18 protein-coding genes, 1 tRNA gene and 1 pseudogene are annotated in these 14,874 nt (G+C 51.9%); 8 read left to right on the top strand and 12 right to left on the bottom strand.

Annotated features, from left to right (window positions below):
• Positions 1-8 precede the first annotated feature (8 nt).
• The 3 genes from purD to BRW62_RS05175 all read left to right on the top strand — a co-directional run bounded on the left by purD (position 9) and on the right by BRW62_RS05175 (position 1,723).
• Complete coding sequence (purD, locus tag BRW62_RS05185; RefSeq protein ID WP_099798571.1) at positions 9-1,286, top strand: phosphoribosylamine--glycine ligase; 1,278 nt, start codon at positions 9-11, stop codon at positions 1,284-1,286.
• 23 nt (positions 1,287-1,309) lie between these two features.
• The gene (locus tag BRW62_RS05180; protein WP_099798570.1) at positions 1,310-1,597 is read left to right on the top strand and encodes a DUF3082 domain-containing protein; all 288 of its coding nucleotides are present in this window, start codon (positions 1,310-1,312) and stop codon (positions 1,595-1,597) included.
• A gap of 54 nt (positions 1,598-1,651) precedes the next feature.
• Positions 1,652-1,723 (top strand) — tRNA-Lys (locus BRW62_RS05175).
• Positions 1,724-2,118: 395 nt separating this feature from the next.
• Here the strand turns inward: BRW62_RS05175 and BRW62_RS05170 are convergent.
• Genes BRW62_RS05170 through rpsP form a run of 4 tightly spaced genes read right to left on the bottom strand, consistent with a single transcriptional unit; the run spans position 2,119 to position 3,916 of the window.
• Positions 2,119-3,114, bottom strand: a complete 996-nt coding sequence (locus BRW62_RS05170; protein ID WP_099798569.1) for a PhoH family protein — start codon at positions 3,112-3,114, stop codon at positions 2,119-2,121.
• Between the two features lie 20 nt (positions 3,115-3,134).
• Positions 3,135-3,308, bottom strand: a complete 174-nt coding sequence (rpsU, locus tag BRW62_RS05165) for a 30S ribosomal protein S21 (RefSeq protein ID WP_015126245.1) — start codon at positions 3,306-3,308, stop codon at positions 3,135-3,137.
• Positions 3,309-3,311: 3 nt separating this feature from the next.
• Positions 3,312-3,668 carry a KH domain-containing protein gene (locus BRW62_RS05160; RefSeq protein ID WP_099798568.1) on the bottom strand — a complete coding sequence of 119 codons (357 nt, stop codon included), beginning with the start codon at positions 3,666-3,668 and terminating at the stop codon, positions 3,312-3,314.
• Positions 3,668-3,916, bottom strand: a complete 249-nt coding sequence (gene rpsP, locus BRW62_RS05155) for a 30S ribosomal protein S16 (RefSeq protein WP_099798567.1) — start codon at positions 3,914-3,916, stop codon at positions 3,668-3,670. The genes BRW62_RS05160 and rpsP overlap by 1 nt, the downstream gene beginning before the upstream one ends.
• 172 nt (positions 3,917-4,088) lie before the next feature.
• On the opposite strand from rpsP, the gene BRW62_RS05150 reads away from it, so the two are divergent.
• The 3 genes from BRW62_RS05150 (at position 4,089) to BRW62_RS05140 (ending at position 6,707) form a co-directional block, all read left to right on the top strand.
• On the top strand, positions 4,089-4,676 hold the full coding sequence (locus tag BRW62_RS05150; RefSeq protein WP_099798566.1) for a hypothetical protein: 588 nt from the start codon (positions 4,089-4,091) through the stop codon (positions 4,674-4,676).
• 22 nt (positions 4,677-4,698) lie between these two features.
• Positions 4,699-4,986: a 4a-hydroxytetrahydrobiopterin dehydratase gene (locus BRW62_RS05145; protein ID WP_099798565.1), complete on the top strand. Its 288-nt coding sequence runs from the start codon at positions 4,699-4,701 to the stop codon at positions 4,984-4,986.
• Between the two features lie 83 nt (positions 4,987-5,069).
• The gene (locus BRW62_RS05140) at positions 5,070-6,707 is read left to right on the top strand and encodes an acetolactate synthase large subunit (RefSeq protein WP_099798564.1); all 1,638 of its coding nucleotides are present in this window, start codon (positions 5,070-5,072) and stop codon (positions 6,705-6,707) included.
• Between the two features lie 872 nt (positions 6,708-7,579).
• On the opposite strand, the gene BRW62_RS15105 is transcribed toward BRW62_RS05140, so the two are convergent.
• Entirely contained in the window at positions 7,580-7,801 is a 222-nt protein-coding gene (locus BRW62_RS15105) for a zinc ribbon domain-containing protein (protein ID WP_198406169.1), read from the bottom strand.
• Positions 7,802-7,920: 119 nt separating this feature from the next.
• Here BRW62_RS15105 and BRW62_RS05130 point away from each other — a divergent pair, with 119 nt between their 5' ends.
• Positions 7,921-8,283: a DUF4168 domain-containing protein gene (locus tag BRW62_RS05130; protein ID WP_198406168.1), complete on the top strand. Its 363-nt coding sequence runs from the start codon at positions 7,921-7,923 to the stop codon at positions 8,281-8,283.
• A gap of 4 nt (positions 8,284-8,287) precedes the next feature.
• On the opposite strand, the gene BRW62_RS05125 is transcribed toward BRW62_RS05130, so the two are convergent.
• Genes BRW62_RS05125 through BRW62_RS14590 form a run of 3 tightly spaced genes read right to left on the bottom strand, consistent with a single transcriptional unit; the run spans position 8,288 to position 9,939 of the window.
• Positions 8,288-9,217 carry a glycosyltransferase family 2 protein gene (locus BRW62_RS05125; protein WP_099798562.1) on the bottom strand — a complete coding sequence of 310 codons (930 nt, stop codon included), beginning with the start codon at positions 9,215-9,217 and terminating at the stop codon, positions 8,288-8,290.
• A gap of 6 nt (positions 9,218-9,223) precedes the next feature.
• On the bottom strand, positions 9,224-9,718 hold the full coding sequence (locus BRW62_RS05120; protein ID WP_250644963.1) for a glycosyltransferase family protein: 495 nt from the start codon (positions 9,716-9,718) through the stop codon (positions 9,224-9,226).
• The gene (locus BRW62_RS14590; RefSeq protein ID WP_198406167.1) at positions 9,688-9,939 is read right to left on the bottom strand and encodes a glycosyltransferase; all 252 of its coding nucleotides are present in this window, start codon (positions 9,937-9,939) and stop codon (positions 9,688-9,690) included. The genes BRW62_RS05120 and BRW62_RS14590 overlap by 31 nt, the downstream gene beginning before the upstream one ends.
• 73 nt (positions 9,940-10,012) lie before the next feature.
• Here BRW62_RS14590 and BRW62_RS05115 point away from each other — a divergent pair, with 73 nt between their 5' ends.
• Positions 10,013-10,318 (top strand): TM2 domain-containing protein, encoded by a 306-nt coding sequence (locus tag BRW62_RS05115; protein WP_227517591.1) that lies wholly within the window; start codon positions 10,013-10,015, stop codon positions 10,316-10,318.
• 97 nt (positions 10,319-10,415) lie between these two features.
• Here BRW62_RS05115 and BRW62_RS05110 read toward each other — a convergent pair whose 3' ends face one another.
• From BRW62_RS05110 to serA, 4 genes and pseudogenes are all read right to left on the bottom strand, one after another.
• Positions 10,416-10,751 (bottom strand): hypothetical protein, encoded by a 336-nt coding sequence (locus BRW62_RS05110; RefSeq protein WP_099798560.1) that lies wholly within the window; start codon positions 10,749-10,751, stop codon positions 10,416-10,418.
• Positions 10,752-10,761: 10 nt separating this feature from the next.
• Positions 10,762-11,928 carry an RNA polymerase sigma factor RpoD gene (rpoD, locus tag BRW62_RS05105; protein ID WP_099798559.1) on the bottom strand — a complete coding sequence of 389 codons (1,167 nt, stop codon included), beginning with the start codon at positions 11,926-11,928 and terminating at the stop codon, positions 10,762-10,764.
• Positions 11,929-12,379: 451 nt separating this feature from the next.
• Entirely contained in the window at positions 12,380-13,282 is a 903-nt protein-coding gene (prmA, locus tag BRW62_RS05100) for a 50S ribosomal protein L11 methyltransferase (protein ID WP_099798558.1), read from the bottom strand.
• 9 nt (positions 13,283-13,291) lie between these two features.
• Positions 13,292-14,874: pseudogene (serA, locus tag BRW62_RS05095) on the bottom strand (phosphoglycerate dehydrogenase).

Below are 14,874 nucleotides of genomic sequence, written 5' to 3'. Positions count from 1 at the left end.
AGCAACCTGTGAAGGTGATTGTTGTCGGCAGTGGCGGCAGAGAGCACGCTATTGCTTGGAAGTTGTTAGAGTCTGCCAGCGTGAGCCATATCTTTTGCCTGCCGGGCAATGGCGGCACGGCGTGCTGCGATCGCTGCCAAAACGTTGCCATTGAGGCCACCGACCTAGAGGGGATTCGTCAGTTTGCCCAAGCGCAGCAGGTAGATTTAGTCGTGATAGGACCGGAGGCTCCCCTAGCAGCAGGGTTGGCAGATGCCCTCCATGCGTTGAACATTCCAGTGTTTGGCCCCAGTCGTGCGGGGGCCCAAATCGAAGCCAGTAAGGCGTGGGCAAAAGCGCTGATGCAGGAGGCCAATATTCCTACTGCGACAGCAGCGGTGTTTACAACCTATGGGGATGCTGTGGCCTACGTGCAGTCTCAAGGGGCACCCATCGTGATCAAGGCCGATGGCTTAGCAGCGGGCAAGGGGGTGACGGTTGCCACCACAGAAGCGGAGGCGATCGCTGCTCTGGAGCGCGCCTTTGGGGGGGAATTTGGGGCAGCAGGCAACCAAGTAGTGATTGAGTCTGTCCTAGAGGGTCAAGAGGTGTCGGTGCTGGCGCTCACCGATGGGCGAACCATTGTGCCACTGTTGCCGGCTCAAGACCACAAACGCATTGGTGAAGGGGATACCGGTGCCAATACAGGGGGGATGGGGGTCTATGCCCCAGTGCCGTGGGTCACGCCAGAGTTGATGCAGCGCATTCAAGCCCAAATTCTGGAACCTGCCCTAGCGGCTCTGCAAGCGCGGGGAATTCACTACTGCGGCGTACTCTATGCCGGACTGATGATCACCCCCGACCTGCAACCCTACGTGGTTGAGTTTAACTGTCGCTTTGGGGATCCAGAAACCCAAGCGGTGCTGCCGTTGCTAGAGACCCCGCTATTAGAGATTCTTCTCGCCTGTGTTGAAGGTCGCCTAGACTCTCTGGGGGCGTTGCGTTGGCGCAAGGAGGTAGCGCTGTCCGTGGTGATGGCTGCCGGTGGCTATCCGGGGACCTATCGTAAAGGGGATGTCATTGAGGGGATTCCCACAGCTCTGGCTCAGGGGGTACAGGTCTTTCATGCGGGAACGCGCTGGCAGGAGGGGCAATGGCTGACCCATGGGGGACGGGTTCTTAATGTGACTGCCTTGGCCGAAGATTTTGCCACTGCCAAAGCCAAAGCTTATGCTGGGGTTGCCGCCATTCACTTTGCCGATGCCTACTATCGCCGCGACATTGGCTACCGTATTCTAGAAGCATAGCCTTTTCAACAGTGGATCAGCCTATGACTGCCCCTTCCGCCACTCCTGTGCGTTGCCTCACGGGTGCTTGTATTGCAGGCACGCTTGGGCTGTTACTCTACCGCTTAACGGGGGCGATCGCCTATAGCTTTGCCAGCCATGCCGTTAGCACCCACAATCAACTGATCTACAGCTTAACGGTTGCGGTTCGTACTCTTGTTGTGGGTCTGTGCACCCTTGGCACCGGCGTCTTTAGCATCATTGGCGTGGGTTTGGTGGCTCTGAGTGTACAGATTCTATGGCAACGTTGGGTTCAGCCCTCCCACGACTAACCCATTGCATATGTGCCTGCTTTCCGCTATGCTAGAAAAGCTGTGAAGCACCATGGGTCGCTAGCTCAGTGGTAGAGCACTCGGCTTTTAACCGATTGGTCCTGGGTTCGAGCCCCAGGCGACCCATAAAACCAACCATCGTGTATTCTCCTAGTGTGAGATCGGTAAAGTAAGCGGTCGTTCACCAGAATCCAACACAGAGGGATAGCTTGGTAGCCCCGCACTAAAGTACGGGGTGGAAAAGCCCGCAAGCGACTTTAGTCGCTCTGTGCTAAACTATACTTGGTCGCCATCCTTGGTGAAAAACCCAATCGGCAACAGTTGCTACAAGTAAGCAGAACCTTGGGGCTTTGCCTCTAGGAACTGTGTAGGGGCGGTTTGCTCACGCCTTTACGAGTTCGTTTGTGGACTACGTAAGAATCCCCCGACTTTAGTCGGTGGGAGTGTCAACAACTGCTGCAACCCCGCCGCGAGGCTAGGCGCTAGCTGTACCAGTGGACTTAAGCGCGATACCGTAGTAATCATTTGCGCGATCGCTGGCGCTGGCTTTTGGGGGTCTCCTGCGCCTGCTCGTGGCGATCGTAGGCATCAATAATTCGTTCAACAAGAGGATGCCGAATCACATCCCCCTTGGTGAGATAGCAAAAGGCAATCCCTTCCACGTCCTTGAGGATACTGGCAGCAACACTTAACCCTGAGGTTTGGTGCTCTGGTAAGTCAGTTTGGGTCAAGTCCCCCGTCACAACCAGACAGGAATTAAACCCGATGCGGGTCAGTACCATTTTCATTTGGGCGGGGGTAGTGTTTTGCGCCTCATCTAAGATCACAAAGGCGTTATTGAGGGTTCGCCCCCGCATATAGGCCAATGGTGCCACCTCAATGACCCCTCGCTCCATCAGATGACTAATTTTATCGGGTTCTACCAGTTCGTAGAGGGCATCGTACAACGGCCGCAGGTAGGGGTCAATTTTTTGTTGCAAATCCCCCGGCAAAAACCCCAGCCGCTCACCCGCTTCCACCGCTGGACGGGTCAAAATAAGGCGTTCGTAGGTACCGGCCAGTAGGGCTTGAACGGCAAGCACGGTGGCCAAAAAGGTTTTGCCGGTTCCCGCAGGTCCAATCCCAAAGGTGAGGGTGTGGTGGCGAATTGCCTGAATGTATTGACGCTGGCGAAAGGTTTTGGCACGGATAACGTCACCACGCCGGGTTCGCGCTAATATGTCTTGTTGGAGTTCTCGCAGAGCTTCCCGCTGATGGGTATCGTAGGCATGACGTACGGTGAGAATATCGACACCCGAAACGGTTTTGCCTTCACGCCAAAGAGTGCCTAGGTCGTGGATGAGTTGCTGACACAGTTGCACCTGAGCAGTGGTACCAGTGATGTAAAGATCACGGCCTCGCAAAACAAGCGTCGCCCCTGTTTGCGCAGCAAAGATGCGTAGGTTGGCTTCTTGCTCCCCGACAAGGGCGATCGCACTTTCGGTGCTGTGGAGATCAATTGTTAAGCTGTCGCTCATGGCAACACTGGCAATAGGGCTTAGCGATTGCGCTTACGAGCAGCCTCCTGTTTGCGTTTGCGGCGCAAGCTGGGTTTTTCGTAACGTTCACGCCGCTTTACTTCCGATAAAATACCCGCCTTTTGAATTTTTTTCTTAAACCGCCGTAGAGCCGACTCGATGGATTCGTTTTCACCTAAACGCACTTCAGACACGCGCTAACTTTGCCTCCTTGATGATGGATAAGAACGACGATGGGGTCGCCCACGGCGATCGCCCTCATGATTATTTATTTTAGGCTCACTTTTGTGATCGCCATAAACATCTAAGTAAATCTGCTGACCCGTAGCCTGAGCAGCGGCCTTCAGCACGGCGCGAATCGCCTGCAAATTACGCCCTCCACGACCATAAACGCGCCCTTTATCCTCACCCGCAAAGGCCAAGCGAATCCAAATTCGGGACGTCGCTGGTGAAAACTCAGCATGGATGCGCAGGGTGTCTGGGGCTTCCATAAACGGCTCCAGCAAAAAGCGAATCAACCCCACGTAATTAGGAGCAGACGCTAACTCGCTCATTACGACTTAGTCTGGGGCAGTAAATTGGCTTTGACAAACAGCCGCCGCACCGTATCTGTAGGTTGCGCGCCTTGCTCTAACCGCCGTTTAATAGCGTCTTCTTTGAGGCGCACTTCTTCCCGAATGGGATCGTAAAAGCCAAGCTCTTCGAGGGCACGGCCATCGCGGCGATCGCGACTATTCATGGCTACAATGCGGTAGGTGGCATTGCGCTTTTTGCCGTAGCGCTTGAGGCGGAGTTTAATCATCGTTGTAGCCCTCGCTCACGCCGTAGGATTGTTGCAACAGTTATTTGCATAGGGGGTGGAATTTACCGACAATTTACAACTATAACGGATTTTGGCGAAGGGGTAAAGCCTTTTGGCGAGTACTCCCTAGCAAGGGTCATCAAACAAATAGCGATTGTGTTGGGGCGCAACGATGGTTAGGGGTGGGGTTTACGAGCAGTTTAGAGGTGCCCTGTTAGGCGGGCTGTGGGGTCTCGAGCAGCAGTCCCCCGTGCTTGTGAAGCAGTATAGGCAGCAGTGGTTGGCGGATGCCCCGGCGCAAGATGATTGGTGTGCCGCTCTGCCGCATCTTTTGGCTGCATGGCAACAGCCGTTGATTGTGGTGCCAGCACCGTTGGCCAATATTCAGGCACTGCTTCATGAATACTTGGAGCAGGCGTGGCGACCGGAACCGTTAGTCAAGCCAGTCAATTGCTTGGCGGCAGCCCCAGAGCCAGTGATGCAAGTGCGCTATGCGTTGGCGATCGCCCCCGGTAACCTCATGCTGGCACAGCAATTGCTCAAAGATGTTCCTACCCTACCCCTGCTGGGATGCCTATTTGGCGCCTACTGGGGCGCGTTAGCGTTACCTCCTGCAGCTTGGGCGCATTGGCGACCTGAACTAGCGAACGTCGTCGATCGCAGCATGAGCCGGTGGTGCGGTGGGACATTTGCTGGGTTGGCAGTGGCTCCCGCAGGGAGGTTGCACCCCCGCCCTCCGCTGCAAATTCGCAATAATTAGTCTATAGAGTTGTGCAAAAAGTATGGCTGAACGCTTATCTACCGCCGAAATTGAAGCCCAGCTTGCCTCCCTGCCAGGATGGTCTCTGGTGGGCGATCGCCTCGAGCAAACCTTTAGGTTTCAAGATTTCCTTGGCTCTATTGCCTTTGTCAATCGTCTTGTGGAACCGTCCGAGCAGGCAGGGCACCATCCCGACATTTGCATTTCATGGAACCGCGTCACTGTTAGCCTCACCACCCACGATGCTGGCGGTATCACCCAACGCGACCTTGATTTGGCCAAAGTGATCTCAACCTTGGCAGCAGGCTGAAACTTTGGTGAGGATTTGCAAACATCTTCAGGTTTGCCCACGGATAACAGATTAGGATTGAAGGTAGTACCCACCATTACCCCATGAATACTGCTGAACTCCTCGTCAAATGCCTTGAAAACGAAGGCGTGAAATATATTTTTGGCCTTCCCGGTGAAGAAAACCTTGATGTTCTCGAAGCCTTACGCCACTCCAGCATTCAGTTTGTAACGACCCGCCATGAACAGGGCGCCGCCTTCATGGCAGACGTGTATGGCCGTTTAACAGGTCAGGCAGGGGTGTGTCTTTCGACCCTAGGGCCAGGAGCCACCAACCTCATGACAGGGGTTGCCGATGCCAATTTAGATGGCGCACCCCTTGTGGCCATCACAGGGCAAGTAGGCACCGATCGCATGCACATCGAGTCCCACCAATACCTTGATCTGGTGGCCATGTTTAGCCCAGTCACCAAGTGGAATGCACAGATTGTCCGCCCCAGTATCACACCGGAAATTGTCCGCAAAGCCTTTAAGATCGCGCAAAACGAAAAGCCTGGCGCTGTTCACATTGACCTACCAGAAAATATTGCGGCCATGCCCGTCGAAGGCTATCCCCTCAAGCCCCAACCCGCCGAGAAAACCTACGCCTCCTTTCAAAGCATCCTCAAGGCCGCGGAACTGATTAGCCAAGCTGACAACCCCTTAATCTTGGTGGGCAATGGTGCCATTCGTGCCCATGCAGCCCCGGCCTTGACCCACTTTGCGGAAAAACTCAATATTCCTGTTTCTAATACGTTTATGGGCAAGGGGGTAATTCCCTATCAGCACTCCTTAGCCCTGTGGACAGTGGGGTTGCAGCAGCGGGACTACATTAGCTGTGGGTTTGACCATGCCGATTTAATTATTGCCATTGGCTATGACCTGATTGAATACTCCCCCAAAAGCTGGAATCCTGATGGCCGCCTGCCGATTATCCACATTGCAGCAACCCACGCTGAAATTGACAGTAGCTATATCCCTGTGGTTGAAGTGGTTGGGGATATTTCGGATTCTCTGTACGAAATTCTCAAGCGCGCCGATCGCCAGGACAAAGCCCCCCCCTATGCCCTGCAACTGCGACAAGAGATCGTTGCCGACTATTGCCAGTTTGCCCAAGACGATAGCTTTCCCGTCAAACCCCAAAAAATCATCTATGATTTGCGGCAAGTCATGGGGCCTGACGACATTGTTATTTCCGATGTGGGTGCTCACAAAATGTGGATTGCCCGCCATTACCACTGCGATCGCCCCAATACCTGCTTAATTTCCAATGGCTTTGCCGCCATGGGCATTGCTGTACCGGGGGCAGTGGCGGCTAAGCTTGTGCACCCCAATCGCCACGTCGTAGCGGTCACCGGTGATGGTGGCTTTATGATGAACTTCCAAGAGCTAGAAACTGCACTGCGGATGAAGACCAACTTCACCACCATTATTTTTAATGATGGCGGCTATGGCCTCATTGAGTGGAAGCAACACCGTTACTTTGGCGAGCCGGCCTACGTCCACTTTGGCAACCCTGATTTTGTCAAACTAGCGGACAGCATGGGTCTCAAGGGCTATCGCATTGAAGCCACTGCCGATTTTATTCCCACCCTGAAAACAGCCCTCGAGCAGCCGGTGCCCACCATCATTGATGTTGCCGTGGACTATAGCGAAAACCTGCGCTTTAACCAGCGGTTGGGGGAATTAAATTGTGAGATTTAGATTCACCAGCATTGACATACTCCCCATGCCTAAAGGCAGGGGCTTTACAGCATTTTTCGGTAAATTTCGGCATTGCATCCAGCAGATTGCATAACTAGCTGGCACAGTAGCAGCAATGAGTACAATAGGTGAATAGGGAGGCAGATAAACAACGCTTACCCCGGTACACCCCGTCAAAGTCATCGGCTCGTGTTCCCTTCAGATGCCGAGCCATGTCTCGCATGATGCCGACGAATATCCCCATCTCATCCAGGAAGACGAGATTGTCAACCGACTCTTGAGTGATGCGTGACCAGAATTGGTGCCATTGCTGCTGGACAACCGCCGATGTTAGTTGGCTTTGGCGTGTTGGTTTTTTCAGGTTCACTCAAGCCATTGTAAACATCGGCACATCGTACGTTGAGCACTATCCATCCCAGTGCGGTCTAGCCACACCTCACAGTATTGCGACAAGGGGTAGTCTGGATCTTGAGCGACCAGCGCACTGGATTTGCCCCCTCGGGCTGGTTTGGGAGCCACGTCTGCGGTTTCCCGTTGCAACTTCATGAGCGTGTGGGCGGTTGTTTTACTCACTTGGAACTGGGCGGCTAGTTTCCGGATCGACGTTGTTCCTGACTCATCAGACGTCACAATGCGCGTCCGTCAATCGAGAGCTAAGGCAGCCATGAACACACTCTCTTCCTGAAACACCATCAAAAAGAGTGTACCCACTTATTAAGGAATCCGCTGTATTATTTGAAGTTTCAAAAAATACCTGTTGGCCTCTGATTCATCGCTCCATTCAGTAATGCCGAGAATGGCATTATTGCTGCTATACCCACCATACGTGGCATAGACTAGCTTGAGGGTGGGTGAACTACCGCTCATCATCGCTACGGGATAGATAAGCGGCTTCCTTGTTCAACGGGGACAGCATCTAACAAAACCGAAGTCTTACCAGATGACTTACGTTCCCTCCCAAAGGCAGTAGAGCGAGTTCCTAACTCCAATCTCCGCAAGGCTTCATTTCTGATGTTGATCGCAGGGTTCACGTCTCGGTCATGCTCTGTATTGCAAACCTCACACGTCCAAGAGCGGGAACCTGAATCCAGCAAGAGGATTCCAAGTAAAGTGTATAGATAATGTCCCTAGCGTGGTGGTAGCACAGAGGATGCGTTGGACTTTGTTGCCCATGATTTTTTCTGGCACTATATTGAGCCTACTTTTCGTAAGTGTGATTCCTAGTATCTCTTTAGGGCAAGCAGCATCCCAATCCGATGTCATTGCTCCGTGGGAACTCATCAACTATGCTCGTGTTGTCTTAGAAATTGAACCCATTCGCCAAAAATACTATCGCCAAGCGCAAGCGTTGGCGGGTGGGCAAATCCCCCGAAATTCCTGCTTTGCCATGAGTCCGCAAAATATCCCCAGTGGCATGGAAACCATTTGTGCTAGTTATACTCGGGATGCGATGCAGGTGCTCAAGAAATACAATATGACCCTTGAACAATTTAATGCCATTACACTACGGGCACAGCAGGACAATGCTTTCAGCCAGCGAATTCAAACAGAAATGATGCGCCTAAAACAACCCTGAACCCTCAGTGCCATGTTTTACCTAGGCGGCCGAGTAGGCCATCTACTGTACCTCTAAGGCAGGCATAGGTCTTTAAGAGCTTGTCTGATTCTTCAAAAATTAAAATAACCCCAACCTTTCTGATGGCTTTCAGTACACGGTAGGCAACAGACAAGACTTGAAAGAAAAGGTTACGCGCCAAGCGGGTTTCTAGGTAGGTATGGTTTCTATGGACGTAAAAATATCTTAGGGTTGAATAGGTGTATAAGTAGGTTGCATGGGAGCGACAGGGAAGATAGACGGTTCTTGAGTTACCAAATCGATGTCTTAGAACTGCCTCATTTAGGATAAAAATTTTATAATTGTGCTGGCGGATTTTCATACAATAATCAAAATCAACTGCATCAATAAACAGCAATGTATTGGGCAGTGGTACGTTTGGTGCTATTTGGCAGTTAATCAGTGACCCTGAAGTGATTACAGCGTCACATTCATAATAAGTATTTAAGAGATCGCAGGAAATTTTCTGAAATCGATAATTTTTGTACAAAAATCCACCGTCTTTTTGACCCGTACTATCATCAACAGCTACACAACCAAGAATACCGATTTGATCTTTTTTTGAAAAATTTGTATAGAAAGTAATTAATTTTTCTAGTGTATCATCAGTCGGACAGCTATCTTGATCAAATGTCCAAATAAAATCAAATCCATGATTAACTGCATATTGAATGCCTTGGCACAAACTGCCAGCCATACCAATATTTTCGGGGTGATGCTGAACGTTCAGAGATATCTTACCTAGGGGAACACTAATTGCTAAAGCGGTGGATGAATTATCAATAATCAATAGTTCTGAAATCTGGTAGGTTTGCTTTAACAGACTATCAATACATTTATTGAGGGAATTTGAATCATTGTACCCTGTAATATGAGCTAGGATTCGGTACTGCATTACAGATTAAAGCTGAGCATAATTTTTGATAAGGCGATAAACTAATAGTAGCAATTGCAGCCATTTCGGGAAAAACTCCTTCTGAATAATAAATAATTCGCAGAGTAGTGCAGCTTTATAGCGGTAAGAAAAGCCTTTTGTATTATACTGACCAGCAACAAAATTGGCTCTAGCTGTACTAGCCCCCTGTTGAGTTGCCTTGAGAATAAAGGCAGCATCGGCTGCGGTAGGATACCGATGGGAGTAGTAGCCATAGGTATGGTGTAGCACCCGGCGAATAAGTGTGCCAACGGAGTGAGTCGTGGTAAAGGATTGTACACCATGGTGCCAAATGGCTCCTCCTGTTGGCTGAATGAGTTGATGTTGCTCTGAGTAAACATTGGCGCAAATAATATCAGCCTTGGTCTCTGCTGCGGCGCGTTTATAGTGGGCGATCGCCATCGGGTCGAGGCGATCATCGGCACCAACGACTAGGTAATAGTCCCCTGAGGCGCGTTGAATCCCTTTATTAAGGGCATGGAAAATGCCAAAGTCGGTTCACTGAGGTAGTCGGTAATGACGTCTGATGCGCCTTTGATGAGGTCTAAGGTGCCATCCTCAGAGGCACCATCAATGACAATCCACTCCACATTGCGATCGCTCTGCTGCCGGATGGATTCAATGAGGCCGGGCAAGTGGGCGGCGGCGTTATAGGTGGCAGTAATAATTGAAATGGAGGTCAAGGGTCTGCAGGTAGTCCTAAATCGTTGATTCAATCGCAGTGCTTTACTGTTGATTATTGGTGATTATTAGAGTATGTCATCAACGGGAGTGAGTATGGGCTACCGTAACCGGGCGATCGCCATCGGTCTGGCGTTGACGGGCATTCTCGTGCCCGGGGTTCACAAGTTTTATCTCCGGCAACCGCTGTGGGGCGTGTTTTACCTGTTGCTTGGGATCCTCTTTTCGCCAATAACAGTTGAGCATGGCTCCTTGGGGGCGATCGCCCGCATTGCCTGCGTTATTGAAGCAGTTTGGTATCTATTTCAGGGCGCTGATACCTTTGACGCGACCTTTAATCGCCAGATTACGGCGGTGGTTCCCAAGCTGGAAAAACACTAACAATAAAAATAGTAAAAGGGTATCCGACTGGGCAATGCCACGACAGTCAACGAATACCCCCATGGTGGCGATCGCTGCCAATCACGATCGCCTTCGCCTAAGCAATCGGTGTTACGTCTTCCGCCTTTGAACTCACCGTAGCTTCTGACTCCGGTAGAACCACGTTCAGTTCCACCCCAGAAGCTGGTGTCGTCATGCGAGTGCTAGCGTTGGCGCGGCGTTGGCGTTGCCACAGGGTAACCCCCACAGCACCGATCGCCACGGCACCCGCCCCTAGACCTAGGGGTAGCGTCCCCCCCTCCAAAAACGACGTACTGCCAACGCTTTGGCTTAGGCCCTTAACATAGGCACAGGCTTGGGCGCGACCCGGTTGAGGCGCAACTAGGGTTGCTACGGTCACACCAAGGGTTAAGGTAATGAGGGGGCGCAACATAGAGTACTCCTTAGCGAATGTATTCCTTAAGAACGCTATTGCGGTTGGGATGGCGCAGTTTGCGGAGTGCCTTGGCCTCAATTTGACGGATGCGCTCTCGCGTCACATTAAAAAGTTGCCCAATCTCCTCTAGGGTTTTCATGCGGCCATCGTCCAAACCATACCGCAGTTTTAACACATCCCGCTCGCGGGGGCTAAGGGTACACAATACGGTTTCCAAATCTTCCCGTAATAGGTGCTTTGAAACCTGATCTTCGGGGGTTTCGCCATCGGATTCAATGAAATCCCCTAGGCGCGAGTCTTCCTCTTTACCGATAGGCGTTTCTAAGGAAATCGGCAACTGGGCAGACTTGGCGATAAAACGCAATTTTTCGATCGTCATTTCCATGCGATCGGCAATTTCCTCTTCAGTGGGTTTGCGACCCATTTCTTGGGAGAGAAGTTTCGTGGTTTTCTTAATGCGGGAGATGGTTTCGTAGAGGTGCACCGGCAGCCGAATGGTGCGGGACTGGTCAGCAATGGCGCGGGTAATGGCTTGGCGAATCCACCACGTTGCATAGGTGGAAAACTTATAGCCCTTTTCGTGATCAAATTTCTCGGCAGCGCGAATCAGCCCTAAACTGCCCTCTTGAATTAAGTCCTGAAACGATAACCCCCGATTCATATACTTTTTGGCGATCGACACCACTAGCCGCAGGTTCGATTGCACCATTTTTTCCTTGGCTTTGCGCCCGACAAACAGACGGTGCCGAAAATCCCGTAGGGACATTCCCAAGCTCTCTGCCCATTGCGCCGGATTCCGCTCAAGGTACTCTGGATCGCAGCCCAACTGTTCACTGAGGCGATCGCGCACCCGCTCCATTTCCAACAAATCGGCAATTTTGCGCGCCAGTTCAATTTCTTCATCCGCCCGCAGGAGGCGAATGCGGCCAATCTCTTGCAGATAGAGGCGAATTGAGTCCTCCGTGTAGTGTTTCTTCTTAACCTGAGTGCGCCGCCGACTGGCACGACCTTTGCTAGGCTTGTCGTCAAGATCGTCACTGACCTCCTCAAAGTCTTCGCTCTCCTCATCGTCGGTGTCCACAGCATCAAGGCCGTAGTCCCTGAGGAGAGCAACCTCATCTTCAAGTGGGTTCGTTGCGGGTTCGTAAACGTCAAGTACATTCGCTTGGGTCATGCCGTTGTCCTCTTAAAGTCTCCCTAATAATGCATGGTTCACAGTAGTACCCAACCGCTGCCCACATCGCCACATCCAGCGTTTCGCGAGATGACGCGAGAGCAAATGGGTTGGGGGTGTGGTTATAGGTGTTGACCCCACAGCTGACCGTGCTGACAACCGTAGTTTAGTGACAGAAGTCCTGTATGACACGAGTGGTCAGGGAGCAGGCGCAGATGGACGGCTGGCACGTAGTAGGAATCTTTTGACCAATTTTAACTAAAACCTCATTGATTGTAGCCTTTCTAACAGAAATCGCCCACGGACTATGAGACATTTTTTTGAGGAACTTAGATCCAGCCACTGCAAAGGTCAGCAACTATTAACAAACATCCTATTATCCTTTGCAGATACCATTCCTAGCCATTCCGTAGTCATTCTGCTTCCCCTAGCCTAGCGAATTTCTGACCATTCAGCGATAGGCGTTAGGTTCAAACCGAGCATTCAGGCAGCACCATTCCTGCCGTCGCCAAACACTGCCTAGGCTCCAGCCCTGCTGTTCTAAGACGGCGGCCACCTGATCTGCTTGCTCAAGTAGAATGCCGCTGAAAATCCCCCACATTTTCGGCTTCAGAAGGGGTGTCCACTGGGGCACCAACTCCATAATCACTGATGCCAAGATATTGCAGACAATACCATCCACCGGCTCAGGAACTTGCTCCCAACTGCCTTGGGCAACCACCAATTGCTCCGGAGAAATATGATTTAGCGCGGCTCCTCGCTGGGTTGCAATCACAGCCAAATCAGACACATCAACGGCATAAACCTTGGTAGCTCCCAACAGCAATGCTGCGATGGAAAGGATGCCACTGCCACAGCCAATATCCGCAATAACCGTCGGCGGCAGGGGCGCAAAGGTATCGTCCAGTTGCATTTCCAAGGCTTCGAGGCACAGTTGGGTAGTAGCATGGGTGCCGGTGCCAAAGGCCATGCCAGGATCTAGCTTCAGCAAAAAGCGTTGCTCGTCAATCGCCGGATCCTCCCACGCAGGACAAATCAACAGGCGATCGCCCACCGGTAAAGGATGCCAGTAGGCTTGCCAACTATGGGCCCAGTCCTGCTCATTCACCAGTTGCCACTGTAGCTTAGGCGGCAAGTACCCCTGCGCCACCACATCCTGTTCAATCCATACACCCAACGCAGCAATATCCAACAGCGTGATCTGCTGCTGGGGAACATACCCCTGAATCAGAATACGACCCTGCTGCTGCTGGGTGGCCACCCCCTCGCAACCAAAACATTGCAGCCGCCAATAGACAACCTCCTCAGCGGCGGCTTGGCAGGTGACCGAAATTTCCCACCAGCGTTGAATCACACAAATAGCCTAAAGGTTGACGATGTAGGCATCACGAATACCGGGAACCTTGAGAATTTCCTCCAGCAGCCCCTCCGGCAGGGGGTCATCAAGACTGATCACCATCACCGCATTGCCGCGCACCATCTTGCGTCCTACCTGCATACTGGCAATATTCACATTAAAACTGCCCAACTGCGAGCCAATTTTGCCAATAATACCCGGCATATCGCGGTGCAGCGTTAAAAGCATATAGCGCGTAGGCGATACACTAATCGGGAAATCGTCAATACTGGTAATGCGTAACTCACTGTGACCAAGTAAGGCACCGGAGACGGAACGACTTTCAGAGGAGCTTTTAGCAATCAGCGTTAGGGAGCCAGCATAGTCTCGCTGAGATTCATCGCGGGTTTCCACCACCCGAATCCCCCGCTCTTTCGCCTCTAAGCCTGCATTGACATAGTTGACCCGCTCCCGTAGGGCTGGAGAGAGTAACCCCTTCAGCGCCGCAATCACGATGGGTTGGCTGTCATTGGTTGCCAACTCCCCTTGGAGGCGTACCTCAAGGGCTTCAACCCGTCCTCCTGCCAACTGGCCAACCAGATTCCCCAGCGTTTCCGCCAACTGCATATAGGGTGACAATTGCTCAAGTAGATCTGGCCGCAACCCCGGAATATTGACCGCAGAGCGTGCGGGCAGCCCCAGCAGCACATCTCGGATTTGCTCGGCCACATCAATGGCTACATTGACCTGAGCTTCTTCAGTTGAGGCACCGAGGTGAGGTGTTAAAATGGCTTCCATTCCCAGAGAGCGCAGCACTGAGTCGGGTTCGAGGGGTTCGTTTTCAAACACATCGAGAGCAGCTCCTGCTAATTTACCTGCTTTCAAGGCTGCCGCTAGGTCTGACTCATTAATGATGCCGCCACGAGCACAGTTAATAATGCGAGCCGTGGGCTTCATTTTGGCAATGGTATTGGCGTTGATCAGGTGTTGGGTTTCCGGTGTTTTGGGTAGGTGCAGGGTAATAAAGTCAGACTCAGCAAACAGGACATCTAACTCCACAAGGCGGCACCCCAGTTGATCAGCGCGCTCTGTTGACAGATAGGGGTCGTAGGCTAAGAGCTTCATCCCCATCGCACGAGCAACGGTAGCCACATGGGAGCCAATTTTGCCTAGACCGATGATGCCAAGGGTTTTTTTGTAGATTTCCACGCCCGTGTAGCGTTTACGATCCCATTCACCACCTTTGACCGAGGCATTAGCATCAGGAATATGGCGTGCCAAGGACAGCATCAATGCCAGAGTATGCTCAGCCGCAGCAATAGTATTCCCTTCCGGAGAGTTGACCACCATAATGCCTTTGCGGGTGGCCGCAGGCACATCAACGTTATCGACCCCTACCCAGCACGGCCAATAATTTTCAGTTGGCTGGCCGCCTCAATTACATCTTTGGTCACCTTAGTGCCTGATCGAATCATCAGCGCATCGTACTCGGGAATAATTTTGATGAGTTCTTCGCTGGAGAGGCCAACTTTGACATCGACTTGGGCGACTTGGGCAAGTAAATCAAGCCCCACCTGCTCAATGGGATCGGAAACCAGAACTTTGGGCAT

Origin of the sequence: Thermostichus lividus PCC 6715 (assembly GCF_002754935.1) — a bacterium.
GTDB lineage: Bacteria > Cyanobacteriota > Cyanobacteriia > Thermosynechococcales > Thermosynechococcaceae > Thermosynechococcus > Thermosynechococcus lividus.
The sequence above is the reverse complement of the archived record's forward strand: the minus strand, read 5'-3'. Positions and strand labels throughout refer to the sequence as shown.